The sequence below is a fragment of the Streptomyces sp. NPDC058086 genome (assembly GCF_042885015.1).
In the GTDB taxonomy this organism is placed as follows: domain Bacteria; phylum Actinomycetota; class Actinomycetes; order Streptomycetales; family Streptomycetaceae; genus Streptomyces.
Window position 1 is genome coordinate 1 of record NZ_JBHVST010000074.1, and the last position, 12,980, is coordinate 12,980.

At 72.5% G+C, this 12,980-nt stretch carries 13 protein-coding genes; 8 read left to right on the forward strand and 5 right to left on the reverse strand.

Going from position 1 to position 12,980, the window contains the following annotated elements; genetic code table 11:
- Positions 1-342 precede the first annotated feature (342 nt).
- Both ACFVWD_RS39665 and ACFVWD_RS39670 read left to right on the forward strand, forming a co-directional pair.
- On the forward strand, positions 343-1,662 hold the full coding sequence (locus tag ACFVWD_RS39665) for a histidine kinase dimerization/phospho-acceptor domain-containing protein (protein ID WP_389602841.1): 1,320 nt from the start codon (positions 343-345) through the stop codon (positions 1,660-1,662).
- 40 nt (positions 1,663-1,702) lie between these two features.
- Positions 1,703-2,530 (forward strand): hypothetical protein, encoded by an 828-nt coding sequence (locus ACFVWD_RS39670; RefSeq protein WP_168513011.1) that lies wholly within the window; start codon positions 1,703-1,705, stop codon positions 2,528-2,530.
- 24 nt (positions 2,531-2,554) lie between these two features.
- Here ACFVWD_RS39670 and ACFVWD_RS39675 read toward each other — a convergent pair whose 3' ends face one another.
- From ACFVWD_RS39675 to ACFVWD_RS39690, 4 genes are all read right to left on the reverse strand, one after another.
- The gene (locus ACFVWD_RS39675) at positions 2,555-3,919 is read right to left on the reverse strand and encodes a sensor histidine kinase (protein WP_389602842.1); all 1,365 of its coding nucleotides are present in this window, start codon (positions 3,917-3,919) and stop codon (positions 2,555-2,557) included.
- Between the two features lie 55 nt (positions 3,920-3,974).
- On the reverse strand, positions 3,975-4,637 hold the full coding sequence (locus ACFVWD_RS39680; RefSeq protein ID WP_389602843.1) for a response regulator transcription factor: 663 nt from the start codon (positions 4,635-4,637) through the stop codon (positions 3,975-3,977).
- Positions 4,638-4,766: 129 nt separating this feature from the next.
- Positions 4,767-5,372, reverse strand: a complete 606-nt coding sequence (locus ACFVWD_RS39685; RefSeq protein WP_389602844.1) for a phosphatase PAP2 family protein — start codon at positions 5,370-5,372, stop codon at positions 4,767-4,769.
- Positions 5,369-6,070: a DedA family protein gene (locus ACFVWD_RS39690; protein WP_389602845.1), complete on the reverse strand. Its 702-nt coding sequence runs from the start codon at positions 6,068-6,070 to the stop codon at positions 5,369-5,371. Before ACFVWD_RS39690 ends, ACFVWD_RS39685 begins: the two co-directional genes overlap by 4 nt.
- A gap of 116 nt (positions 6,071-6,186) precedes the next feature.
- On the opposite strand from ACFVWD_RS39690, the gene ACFVWD_RS39695 reads away from it, so the two are divergent.
- From ACFVWD_RS39695 to ACFVWD_RS39705, 3 genes are all read left to right on the forward strand, one after another.
- Entirely contained in the window at positions 6,187-6,573 is a 387-nt protein-coding gene (locus ACFVWD_RS39695; protein WP_389602846.1) for a BlaI/MecI/CopY family transcriptional regulator, read from the forward strand.
- Positions 6,573-7,514, forward strand: coding sequence for a M48 family metalloprotease (locus ACFVWD_RS39700; RefSeq protein WP_389602847.1), 942 nt, complete (start codon positions 6,573-6,575; stop codon positions 7,512-7,514). The genes ACFVWD_RS39695 and ACFVWD_RS39700 overlap by 1 nt, the downstream gene beginning before the upstream one ends.
- A 95-nt stretch (positions 7,515-7,609) precedes the next feature.
- Positions 7,610-8,155 (forward strand): NAD(P)-dependent oxidoreductase, encoded by a 546-nt coding sequence (locus tag ACFVWD_RS39705; RefSeq protein WP_389602848.1) that lies wholly within the window; start codon positions 7,610-7,612, stop codon positions 8,153-8,155.
- Between the two features lie 72 nt (positions 8,156-8,227).
- Here the strand turns inward: ACFVWD_RS39705 and ACFVWD_RS39710 are convergent, their stop codons facing one another.
- Entirely contained in the window at positions 8,228-8,605 is a 378-nt protein-coding gene (locus tag ACFVWD_RS39710; protein WP_389602849.1) for an ArsR/SmtB family transcription factor, read from the reverse strand.
- Positions 8,606-8,639: 34 nt separating this feature from the next.
- Here ACFVWD_RS39710 and ACFVWD_RS39715 point away from each other — a divergent pair, with 34 nt between their 5' ends.
- Genes ACFVWD_RS39715 through ACFVWD_RS39725 form a run of 3 tightly spaced genes read left to right on the forward strand, consistent with a single transcriptional unit; the run spans position 8,640 to position 12,754 of the window.
- Positions 8,640-10,685: a heavy metal translocating P-type ATPase gene (locus ACFVWD_RS39715; protein WP_389602850.1), complete on the forward strand. Its 2,046-nt coding sequence runs from the start codon at positions 8,640-8,642 to the stop codon at positions 10,683-10,685.
- Positions 10,686-10,740: 55 nt separating this feature from the next.
- Entirely contained in the window at positions 10,741-12,222 is a 1,482-nt protein-coding gene (locus tag ACFVWD_RS39720; RefSeq protein WP_389602851.1) for an AlkA N-terminal domain-containing protein, read from the forward strand.
- Between the two features lie 49 nt (positions 12,223-12,271).
- Complete coding sequence (locus tag ACFVWD_RS39725; protein ID WP_389602852.1) at positions 12,272-12,754, forward strand: methylated-DNA--[protein]-cysteine S-methyltransferase; 483 nt, start codon at positions 12,272-12,274, stop codon at positions 12,752-12,754.
- Positions 12,755-12,980 lie beyond the last annotated feature (226 nt).

A 12,980-nucleotide genomic window follows, 5' to 3' on the forward strand; every position in this document is an offset into this window, starting at 1 on the left:
CCCGGGGCGGCACCAGCACCGGCCGTGGCGGTGGAGCTGGAGCCCGAGCCGGAGGAGGCGTGCGAGGCGGCAGGGGGCCCGGAACCCGAACCGGAGCATCCGGCGGCCACCACCCCGGCGAGTACGAGTCCGACGACCCCGAGACTACGGACGGTACGTACGCGTGCCATGGCCACTGCCCTCCTGGAAACCCCTGCCGAACCGGTGCGGATCCGACCGGACGGTCATGGCACCGACGCTAGGAGCCGCCCGGTTAACGCCCCGCACGGCGAGGGTTAGACGACGGCAAAAGCGCGTGGCGGCCCCCGCGTGATCCGGTGGCCGCCCCGCATCATGAGGGGCATGAGACAGCGTGTCGTGCGGGTGGCCGTCACCGCGGTGTTGGTAGCGCTGGCCCTCCTCGCGATCCCGCTGGCCCTCGCCGTCCGGGCCACCCTGTACGCCGACCAGCGGGACTCCCTCGAACGGGCCGCCCTGGCCGCCGCCGTACGCGTGAACCCCGACTACGCGACCGGTGACCCCGCCGAACTGCCCCCGCCGGGACCGGGCGAGCGGCTCGGCCTGTACGACCCCAAACCCCGGCTGCACACGGGCACCGGGCCCCGCAACGGGGATGCGGCGGTCCGCCTTGCCTTCCGTGGTGTCATTGCACGGACCCGGACCGGCAGCGAGCTCGTGGTCGCCGTGCCCGTCTCGCACGCCGAGCAGGTCATCGGTGTCGTTCGGGCCTCCTCCGCCGTGTCGGCGGTCAGGAACCGTGTCCTGCTGGACTGGGCGGTCCTGCTAGGCGCGGCCGTGTTTGCGCTCGCAGTCGCCGTCCTCGTCGCCCGGCGTCAGGCACGAGCGCTCGCCGCACCGCTGGAGGACCTCTCCCGGCACTGCCGCGCCGTCACCGAGGGCGACCTGAGCGCACGGGCCGCGCCCAGCACCATCGCCGAGATCGACCAGGTCGCCCGCACGCACAACGACATGCTGCACAGCCTCTCCGAACTCCTGCGCCACGAGAAGGATTTCACCGCCAATGTCTCCCACCAGCTGCGCACCCCGCTGACCGGGCTGCAGCTCACGCTGGAGTCGGGGCTCGCGCAGGACGACGCCCGGCTGCGCTTTGCCTTGGAGGAGGCGCTGGACGCCACCCGGCGGCTGCACGACACGGTGGAGGAGGTGCTGCGACTCGCGGGCTCGCCCGGCCCGCCGGGCGCCGTTGTGCCGGACCGGCCGGTGGCCCACCTCCTGGCGGAGACCGACGCCCGGTGGCACGGTCTCTTCGCCCAGGAAGGCAGGCGCCTGGACTGCGGCGTCCAGGACGCCCCGGCCGACGTCCTGGTGCCCGGCGCGCCCGTCGCCGAGATCCTCGGCGTCCTCCTGGACAACGCCCGTACGCACGGCCGGGGCAGCGTCCGCGTCACGGTCCGCGACCTCGACGACGCCCTCGCCTTCGACGTCGCCGACGAGGGAACGGTCACCGCCGAGCCGGAAGGCCTGTTCGCGCGCGGACGGACCAGCGGTCGCAACGGCGGTACGGGCATCGGCCTCGCCCTCGCCCGCGACCTGGCCGTGTCGCTCGGCGGCAGACTCTTCCTGGCGGGCGGCGACCCCACGACGTTCACGCTGCTCGTCCCCGTCGGCCCTGGCGCGCCCGTCGCCCCCGCCACCCGGTAGTCAGGATGTGTTCAGAGTCCCGCTGGCAGGGTCGGGCCTCATGACTGAGACTTCTGAGACGCCCGGGGCCTATGTCCGCAGTGGGGCGGCCCCCGGCCACCACCTCCGCTGGAACAAGGTTCCCGAGGTCACCGCGTACTTCTGGATCATCAAGGTGCTGTGCACCACGGTCGGCGAGACCGCGGCGGACTTCCTGAACTCGAACCTGGGCATGGGCCTGACCGGCGTGTCGCTGCTGATGAGCGCGCTGCTGATAGGGGTCCTCGTCGTCCAGTTCCGCACGAAGGCCTACCGGCCCGGCGTCTACTGGTCCGCCGTGGCACTCATCAGCGTCGTCGGCACGCTGATCAGCGACAACCTCACCGACAATCTGGGCGTGTCGCTGACGACCTGCACCACCGTGTTCGCCGTCGCCCTGGCCGTCGTCTTCGCCATCTGGTACCGCCGCGAGGGAACGCTGTCCATCCACAGCATCGACACGGTGTCCCGCGAGGCCTACTACTGGCTGGCCGTGCTGTTCACCTTCGCGCTGGGCACCTCGGCCGGCGACCTGGTCGCCGAGAAGATGGCCCTCGGGTACTGGGTCTCCGCCATCCTGTTCGGCCTCGCCATCGCCGCGGTGGCGGTCGCGCACTTCGCCCTCGGCCTCAACGCCGTGCTGAGCTTCTGGATCGCGTACATCCTGACCCGCCCGCTGGGTGCCTCGATGGGCGACTACCTCTCGCAGCCGACCGGCGACGGCGGCCTGGGCCTGGGCACCACGGTCACCAGCGTGCTGTTCCTCGCGGTCATCCTCGCTCTGGTGGTGTACCTGTCGATGACCCGCAAGGACGTCACCGAGTCCGAGCGGCAGCTCAGCCTCCAGTAGGCGCCTCCAGCGGGGAGGACGTGCTCAACCCGCGGGCAGCGTGACCACGAACGTCGCGCCGGAGGTGTGCCGCCCGTCGTGGTCCACCTCCGCGCCGGCGGAGCGGGCCAGGCGTCGCGCCAGCGGCAGCCCGAGGCCCGCTCCGCCGTGTCCGTCCTCGGGATCGGCGCGCCGGCCGGGCTGGAAGAGCTGCGCCGTGAACGACGCCGGTACGCCGGGACCGTCGTCCCCGACCTCGACGCGTACGCCGCCGGGCTGAGCGCGGGCCAGGATCTCGACCCGGGTGCGTGCGTGCCGCAGGGCGTTGTCGAGCAGCGGGCTGACGATGCGCTCCAGAAGGGCGTCCGGCACCCCGGCCGACAACCGCGCGTCCGGGACGGTGACGACGACTTCCACACCCTCCTTCGTGGGGCCGAGGCGGTCCACCAGGCGGTGCAGCACCGGCAGCACGTCGGCCGTGCCGGGCGCGGTGGCCGCGCTGTCGCGTGCCTCGTCGAGCAGGGTGTCGCAGATCGTGCGCATGGACTGGGCCGCGTCGGCGATCGCCGCGTGCGTGGCCTTGGTGTCGGCGTCGGAGCGGGGGCGGGCTCCCCACCAGTCGAGCTCGGCGATGATCCGGGCGAGCGGGTTGCGCAGCTCGTGCGACAGCTCCCGGGTGAGCTGCTGTTCGTGCCGCAGCAGCGCGCGGATGCGGTCGAGGAGGGCGTCCAGCGAACCGCCCAGCTGGGCGAGTTCGGTGGGCCGGGTCACGGAGCCGAAGCGCTCCTGGGAGGCTATCGCGCTCCACTGGGTGGCGTGCTCGGTCATCGAGCGCACGGGACGCAGGGCACGGCCCACTGCCAGCCGCGTCAGCGCGTATGTGCAGGCGAGCATCGCGGCGTCGAGGGCGAGGGACGCGAAGAGCATCGTGTCGGCCGAACTGCGGTACGGGGAGAGGTCCAGCGCCGTGACGACGGCAGCGGTGCCCTTGCCACCGGGCACCGGGCGCGAGCACAGCCGTACCTCGTCGTGACTGTGCACGGTGACGCAAGTCCGGGCGTCGCGCGCCACGAGCCGGCCGGCGGCGCGGGTCAGCGGGCTGGTGGCGGTGGCGGACGTGGGCTTCTCGAGCAGTCGGCCGCCCGAGTAGATCCACACGTTCGTGTCGAGGAGCTCCTCGCCCGGGGTCTCCAGGACCCGCACCCGGGAGCCGTCGGTGACGACGGTCGCGCTGACGGCGGCGGCCCGCGTGCGCAGCTCGTCGTCCGCCTGGTGCTGGAGGTGACGGCGTACGACCGTGTTGAACGCGACCGTGAGGATCACCATCAGGATCGTCGCCGTGGTGAGCGCGACCAGGGAGAGTCGGCCCCGCAGGGTGCGCGGCCACCATCGTGAGGCGAACGCCCTCATGACCGTGCCTTCGTGTCGGCTGACAGGGCCCTCGTGGCACCGGCTGACAGGGTCTTCATGACAGCCGGTGGCCGATGCCGCGCGCCGTGGTGATGGTCAGCGCGCTGCCGCCGTCCCGGAGCTTGCGGCGCAGCCGGGTCAGATACTGGTCCAGCGTGTTGTCGCTGACCTGAGCGCCTTCCGGCCAGCCGGCCCTGATCAGCTCCCGCCTGCGGACGATGTCCCCGGACCCCGCCATCAGCGCCGCCAGCAGCCGGAACTCCGTCGGGGTGAGGCCGACCCGGGTGCCCTCGACGGTGAGGCTGTGCCCGACCGGGTCCAGGACCAGGTCCCCGGCCGTGGTGGCCGGGAGCGGTCCGCTGCGTTTGAGCGCCGCCCGCAGCCGGGCGGCGAGCTCCGTCAGGTGGAACGGCTTGGGCAGATAGTCGTCGCCGCCGGCCGAGAAGCCCGCCAGCCGGTCCGTGAGGTGGTGATGAGCCGTCAGGAAGATGACGGGCGAGAGGAAACCATTGGCTCTGATCGCCTGGCACACGTCCCGCCCGTCCGCATCGGGCAGCCCGACGTCCAGCACGGCCGCGTCGACGTCGTCCCCGGCCAGCCGCAGCGCGGTCGCCCCGTCCGGGGCGGGCACGGTGTCGAAGCCCTCGTCGCGCAGCCCGCGCAGCAGGACGTCACGCAGGGCGTGGTCGTCCTCGACGACCAGGATCGTGTGCCGCATGGTCCTCCTTCAGCAGCTCCGGAAGGGTGCTTGCCTGTTTCCCGTAGCCGGTAGCCGGTAGCCGTAGCCGTAGCCGTAGCCGTAGCCGTAGCCGTGGCTCTGGGTGTGGCCGCAGCCGTGGCCGGTGGCCTACGCCGAGATCAGCAGCGGCCGCAGCCGCGAGTCCGTCAGCCGGCCCGCCAGCGGGTCGGAGAGTCTGCGCAGAAGGGTCGTCAGCAGCATCGCGATCAGCGTTCCGACCAGGACACCGGCGACCACATCGTGCGGATAGTGCGCGCCGACCCAGACCCGGGACACGGCCATCAGACAGGCGGCCAGCAGGGCGATGGTGCCGAGGCGACGGGAGACGTAGAGCAGGGCCACGGCGGCCGCGGCGGCGATGACCGTGTGATTGCTGGGGAAGGACCAGTCGCCCGGCGCGGGACACGCCTCCAGCGTCTTCACGTGCAGGCTCTGACAGGGGCGGTCCTCGCGGACGACCATCTTGAACAGGGAGTTCACCCCGAACGCCACGACGACGATCACCGGCACCGCGAGCGCGACCATCGCCGCCTGGGCGCTGCTGCGACGGGCCTGCCACCAGCCCACGAGCATGAGAACGGCGAACAGCGCCAGCCCGTACGTCGACCAGGCGGACACCAGGCCGTCCAGCCAGGACGGGGCGTCATGGGCGAGATTCACCACGTAGGTGTAGGCGGAGCCGTCGATCGACGACCCGTTGAACGCGAGCATCATCCCTCGGCGCCCTTCTCCGCGGTCGTGGCCGCGCCCTTGCGGGAGCGGCGGAACTCCGCGGCCAGCGGGATCAGCGACACGAAGACGATCACGGCGATGATCGGGAGCAGATAGCGGTCGACGTTCGGAATCGACGAGCCCAGTGCATAGCCCGCGAGGGTGAGGCCGATGCTCCAGACGAGACCGCCGACGACCTGCCACACGGTGAACGTGCGGGCGGGGACCTGGAGGGCGCCCGCCATCGGGTTCAGCACCGTGCGCACGACCGGGACGAAGCGGGCCAGCACGATCGCCTTCGCGTGGCCGTACCGCTCCAGCAGCTCCTCGGCGCGCTTGGCTCCCTCGTGCAGCCGGGGCGAGCCGCTGCGGGCCAGCAGAGCGCCGCCCGCCTTGCGTCCGATGAGATAACCGCACTGGGAGCCGGCCAGCGCGCCCACGGCGGCGCAGACCAGGAGCGGCCCCAGGGACAGCTTCAGGCCGCCGTGGCCCGACCCCGTGCACAGCAGGCCCGCCGTGAACAGCAGCGAGTCACCGGGCAGGAAGAAGCCGATCAGCAGCCCGGTCTCCGCGAACATCACCACGCCGACGCCCAGCACACCGAAGGCGGCGAGCAGGGACTGGGCGCTGAGGATGTTCACCGCCAGCTCCGACCCGAGCTGTGATCCGAGCTGTGACGCTGCGAACAAAGGTGCGGCCATCGCCGGGAGCCCTCTCATACTGGACGGGCGGGCGCGGTCGTGACGGCACCCGAGTGACTACAATCCTGTAGACGGTCTACTGAACTGTAGACGATACCGGGGTGAGGATCGTTCCCATGACCAGCGCGAAGGACGAACGCCGACCGGCGGGTGAGCTCGAGGCTTCCGTCATGGCCGCCCTCTGGGCCGCCGGCGCACCGCTGACGCCGGGCCGCGTCCAGACGGAGCTCGGCTCGGGGCTGGCCCGTACGACGGTGACGACGATCCTGTCGAGGCTGCACGAGAAGGGGATCGTCCGCCGGGAGCGCCAGGGCCGCGGCTTCGCCTACTTCCCCGTCCAGGACCCGCACGGCCTCACCGCCCGCCGCATGCACACCGAGCTCGACCGGGACGAGGACCGGGAGACGGCGCTCGCCCGGTTCGTCGCCCAGCTCAGCCCCGACGACGAGCGTCTCCTGCGTGATCTTCTGGAATCGGGTGAGCCACTAGAATCGGGTGAGTAATGACCACTCTGCTGATCATTCCGCTGCTCATCCCGCTTCTGCTGCCCTTCGCGCTGCCGGGGCTGGCCCGCCGCTGCCTCGACCGCCTCGCGCCGGTCGCCGCGCTGTGGGCACTGACGCTCACGGTCCTCGTGCTGGCCGGCGCCTCCGTGGCCGCGCTCGGCGCGCTGCTCCTCACCGGCCTGCTCAAGCTGCCGGTCCTGGCGGGCCTGGGTGACCTCGTCCACCCCCTGCGCACCCCGTCGAACCTGATCGTCCTGCCCCTGGCGGCGGCGGCCACCGGCCTCCTCACCGTCGGCGCCGCGACCCTCGTACGCTCCGCCCTGCGCCAGTTGCGCGCCTTCCGCACCGCCCGCAGTCAGGCCGACCGCCGACCCGCCGCGGGCGACCTGTGCGTGATCGAATCTCCCCACCCGGACGCGTACGCGCTGCCGGGCCGTCCGCACCGCATCGTCGTCACCACCGCGATGCTCCGCAGCCTCCGCCCCGAGGAGCGCGAGGTGCTCTTCGCCCACGAGCGGGCTCACAACGCGGGCAACCACCACCGCTTCCTCGTCGCGGCCGAGATCGCCGCGCACTGCCATCCCGGGCTGCGCGCGGTCCGCGACAGCATCGCGCTCGCCGCCGAGCGCGCCGCGGACGAGGCCGCCGCCACGGCGGTGGGGGACCGGCGGCTGACCGCGCGCGCCATCGCCCGCGCCGCCCTCGCCACCACGGCCGCCCGCTCCGTCCGCCCCGACTTCGCCGCCGCCGCGACCACCGGACCCGTACCCCAGCGCGTCGCGGCCCTTCTCGCGACTCCCGGGCGCCGCTCCCGCGCCGCCTCCTGGATCGCGCTCCTCCTCGTCGCCTGCGCGACCGTCTCCGCCTCCGCGGCGGCGACCGGCGTCCTCGCCTTCCATCACGAGGTGGAGATCGCCCAGGGCGAGGAGACCCGCTGACCTTTCCGGGCCGGGGTGCCGGGTCAAGGCCGTGACGCCCATCTGTTTCCCTGCGGAATCTTCATTTACGCTCAGCGAGAGGGATGTTCTCCTGAGTGGGGAGTCCGGGGGTCGCCTACGTCGACGCCCCGGTGTCCGGCGGTGTGGCGGGCGCCAGGGCCCGCACCCTCGCCGTGATGTACGCCGGGAGCGACGAGGCCTGCGCCCGCGTCGAGCCGGTCCTCGCCGCCCTGAGCGACCGCCGCCACCGGGTGGGCGACCGCCCGGGCCTCGCCCAGGCCCTGAAGCTGGCGAACAACTTCCTGGCGGCCACTACACTCGCCGCGACCAGCGAGGCGATCGCCTTCGGCAGGTCGGTGGGTCTCGACATGGCGACCATGGTGGAGGTGCTGGACGGGGCCAGCGGGCGCAGCGCCGCGACGAACGACAAGTTCCCGAACCATGTCCTCACCGGCCGCTACGCCGCCGGGTTCACCAACACGCTCATGGCCAAGGACGTACAGCTCTACCTGCGCGCCGTCGAGGAAGAGGACCGGCCGTCACCGATCGGGGCGGCCACCGGCGCCCTGTGGGAGAGGTTCGCCGCGAAGGAACCCGGCGCCGACTTCACCCGCGTCTTCCCTTACGTCGAAGGAGCCTGATCCCGGTCCTCGTGAACCCGGCGGCGTACAGCGGTCGCATCTGCCGCGTGGCAGTCGGCCGGGACGCCGGCGCTACTCGGACGCGTCGCTGAGGCCGAGCCGCAGATGCTCCACGTGGTAGACCGCCTGGTCGAGGAGTTCGGCGACATGGTGGTCGTGCAGCGCGTAGACCACCGACCGGCCGCGCCGCTCGCCGACGACCAGGCCCAGGTTGCGCAGCAGCCGCAACTGGTGCGAGCAGGCGGACTGTTCCATGCCCACCTCGGCGGCCAGCTCCGTCGCCGGAAGCGGCCCTTCGCGCAGCCGCGCGAGGATCAGCAGCCGTGAGGGGGTGGACAGGGCCTGGAGCGTGGTGGCCACCTTCGCGACATTCGCCGCGTCCAGACGCACGCGCGTGGTGACGTTCTCAGCGGCGGCGTCCCGCGCGGTGGTGACGGCTCCATGACCCATGGGCGTATCTTACTCATCGCACATGAAGATATGAATGAGTCTTCATGCATTCCTGTATGGTGCCGGGGTGTCCTCCACTCTTGACTCGCCGCCCGTCCCCGCCCTCGACGCATCCGCCCGCACGGCCCCGGGCCGCCGCACCCGCGTCCTCGCGCTGCCGGAGGCCCGCTGGGCGCTCCTCGCGACCGCCGCCTTCCTGCTCGCGCTCCCGCTGCACTTCGCCGACGCGCCCGGCTGGACGTACGGGCCGCTCTACGTGGTCGCCTACCTCGCCGGTGGCTGGGAACCGGCGCTGGAGGGGCTGCGCGCGCTGCGCGGGAAGACCCTCGACGTCGATCTGCTGATGATCGTCGCGGCCCTCGGCGCCGCCGCGATCGGACAGGTCCTGGACGGCGCCCTGCTGATCGTCATCTTCGCCACTTCCGGCGCCCTGGAGGCCCTGGCCACCGCCCGCACCGCCGACTCCGTACGCGGTCTGCTCGACCTCGCGCCCGCGACAGCGACCCGGTTGACCGCCGACGGCGAGGAGTCCGTCCCGGTGAGTCGACTCGCCGTCGGTGACGAGCTGTTGATCCGGCCGGGGGAGCGGATCGGAGCCGACGGGCGGGTCCTCGACGGTAGGAGCGAGGCCGACCAGGCGACCATCACCGGCGAACCGCTGCCGGTCCTCAAGACCCCGGGCGACGAGGTCTTCGCGGGCACACTCAACGGCACCGGAGCCCTGCGCGTCCGTGTCGAGCGCGACCCCGCCGACTCCGTGATCGCCCGGATCGTCACCCTCGTGGAGGAGGCCTCGCGCACCAAGGCGCCGACACAGCTGTTCATCGAGACGGTCGAACAGCGCTACGCGGTGGGCGTGGTGGCCGCCACGCTCGCCGTCTTCGCCGTGCCGCTCGCCTTCGGCGCGGACCTCACCGGCGCGCTGCTGCGGGCGATGACGTTCATGATCGTCGCCTCGCCGTGCGCGGTCGTCCTCGCGACCATGCCCCCGCTGCTCTCCGCCATCGCCACCGCAGGCCGGCACGGCGTCCTGGTCAAGTCCGCGCTCGCCATGGAACGCCTCGGCGAGATCGACACGGCCGCCCTCGACAAGACCGGCACGCTGACGGAGGGCGCGCCCGAGGTGACGGCCGTACGTCCGGCGACCGGATCGGGGCTGGACGAGGACGCCCTGCTGGCGCTGGCGGCCGCCGCCGAGCACCCCAGCGAACACCCGCTCGCCCGCGCGATCGTCGCGGCGGCCCGCACCCGTGATCTGCGCCTCGCCCCCACCTGCGACTTCACGGCGAAGCCGGGACATGGCGTCACCGCCACGGTCGAAGGCCGGGTCGTCACGGTCGGCCGCCCCGACTCGGACTCGGACTCGGACTCGGACTCGGACTCGGACTCGGACACGGGCACGGACACGGGCACGGACGTCGAAGGCGGCACGGTCGTCCTCGTGGAACGTGACGGCGCTCCCGTCGGCAGACTCGTCCTGGCCGACCGCCCGCGCGCCGACGCCGCCGAGACGGCCGCGGGCCTCACCGCCCTGACGGGCGCCTCACCCGTGCTCCTCACCGGCGACAACCCGCGCGCCGCCGCCCAGGTGGCCACCGCCACCGGCATCACGGACGTACGCGCCTCCCTGCTGCCCGAGGACAAGGTCACGGCCGTACGGGAACTGCAACGCGAGGGCCGCAAGGTCCTGTTCGTCGGCGACGGTGTCAACGACGCGCCCGCCCTGGCCGCCGCCCACGCGGGGGTCGCCATGGGCCGGGCGGGTTCCGACCTGGCGCTGGAGACGGCGGACGCCGTCGTCGTCCGCGACGAGCTGGCGGCGATCCCCGCGGTCGTACGGCTGTCCCGCGGGGCCCGCCGCCTGGTGGTCCAGAATCTCCTCGTCGCGGGCACGTTCATCACGGTCCTCGTCCTGTGGGACCTGCTCGGACACCTCCCGCTGCCGCTCGGCGTCGCGGGCCACGAGGGCTCCACCGTGCTGGTCGGGCTGAACGGGCTACGGCTGCTGCGGGAGTCCGCATGGCGTCTGCGGGAGTCCGCAGGGCATCGGCCGGACGGAGGCCGACCTCGGTCGCTGTGAGGTTGATGTCGGATTCTCGCCAGCCCCGGCCCCGCAGGTGCCCGATGCTTGAGGCATGCGGAACGGGATGCACACCGACATGGAGCGCTGTGTGCGCGCTGTCCAGTCGAAGGACGCGCGCTTCGACGGATGGTTCTTCACAGCGGTCCTGACCACGCGGATCTACTGCCGGCCGAGCTGCCCGGTGGTGCCGCCGAAACCCGAGAACATGACGTTCTACCCGAGTGCGGCGGCCTGCCAGCAGGCCGGGTTCCGGGCCTGCAAGCGCTGCCGTCCGGACACCAGCCCCGGCTCGCCCGAGTGGAACCAGCGAGCCGACCTCGTCGCCCGTGCGATGCGTCTGATCGGCGACGGGGTCGTGGACCGCGAGGGGATCCCGGGCCTGGCGGGCCGGCTCGGCTACAGCATCCGCCAGGTCGAGCGGCAGCTGCTGGCCGAGCTCGGCGCGGGACCGCTCGCGCTCGCCCGGGCCCAGCGTGCCCAGACCGCCCAGCTGCTCATCGAGACCACCACGCTCCCGATGGCGGAGATCGCCTTCGCGGCCGGGTTCTCCTCCATCCGCACCTTCAACGACACCGTGCGCGAGGTCTTCGCCCTCGCCCCGAGCGAGCTGCGCGACCGGGTGCCGAAGAAACGCGCCCCGGCCACACCGGGCGTCCTGAGCCTGCGGCTCCCCTTCCGCGCCCCGCTCAACCCCGACAACCTCTTCGGTCACCTCGCGGCGACCGCCGTACCCGGTGTCGAGGAGTGGCGCGACGGCGCCTATCGGCGCACCCTGCGCCTGCCCTACGGCCACGGGATCGTCGGGCTCACCCCGCACGTCGACCACATCGCCTGCCGCCTCACCCTCAGTGACCTGCGCGACCTGCCCGTCGCGATCAGCCGCTGCCGCCGCATGCTCGACCTGGACGCCGACCCGGTCGCCGTCGACGACCAGCTGCGGACGGATCCCGTGCTGGCGCCCCTGGTGGCGAAGGCCCCGGGCCGCCGGGTGCCGCGCACGGTCGACGAGGCCGAGTTCGCCGTACGGGCCGTCCTGGGCCAGCAGGTCTCCACCGCCGCCGCCCGTACCCACGCGGCCCGCCTGGTCACCGCGCACGGCGAACCCGTCGAGGACCCCGAGGGCGGCCTCACCCACCTCTTTCCCTCCCCTCAGGCGCTCGCGGCCCTTGACCCGTCCACGCTCGCGATGCCGAGCACCCGCCGCACCACCTTCACCACCCTCGTACACCAACTCGCCGACGGCACCCTCCACTTGGGAGTGGAGAGCGACTGGGCCGAAGCCCGCGCCCGTCTCCTCGCCCTCCCCGGCTTCGGCCCCTGGACAGTCGACGTCATCGGCATGCGAGCCCTCGGCGACCCCGACGCCTTCCTCCCCACCGACCTCGGAATCCGGCGCGCGGCCCAGGAACTGGGTCTGCCTTCAACCCCCGCCGCCCTCACGGCGCGCGCGGCGGCGTGGCGCCCGTGGCGGGCGTACGCGGTCCAGTACCTGTGGGCGACGGACAGCCACCCGATCAACTTCCTCCCCGTGTAAGCGACTTCAAGCAAGCGCACATGCTTCAAGCGACTCGAAGGTACGAACTGTGAAACAGCACACGGTCATCGACAGCCCGTACGGCCCCCTCACCCTCGTCGCCGACGACGGCGTCCTGTGCGGCCTCTACATGGTCGGCCAACGCCACCGCCCGCCGGAGGAGACCTTCGGCGAACGCGACGACATGCCCTTCGGTGAGGTCGCCGACCAGCTGAAGGCCTATTTCGAGGGTGAGTTGAAGGAGTTCACCCTCGCACTGCGGATGTCCGGCACCCCGTTCCAGCGCAGCGTCTGGGAGCAGCTGCGCCGGATCCCCTACGGCGAGACCCGCTCGTACGGCGAACTGGCCGAAGCCCTGGGCAACGCGGGCGCCTCCCGCGCGGTCGGCCTCGCCAACGGCAAGAACCCCATCGGCATCATCGTGCCCTGCCACCGCGTGGTCGGCGCGAACGGAAGCCTCACCGGATACGGCGGCGGCCTGGACCGCAAGCAGCGCCTGCTGGACTTCGAGAGCGGTACGGCTCTCTTCTAGGCCCTGTCGTCACATTCCCGTCTGCCCCGCGACGCCATGCACGCGCCCCCAAGTTCTCGGCTTCGCTCGAACAGGGAGGGACTCCCTTCGGCGCACCGGGCACAGACCCAAGTACATCCAGTACGAGGGCCTGTGCCCGGCACGCCGAGAGCACGCTCCCCCAAGCTCTCGACTCCGCTCGAGCAGGGGGACCCCCATGACGCCGCAGGGCCCGCCCTCCGGGCGG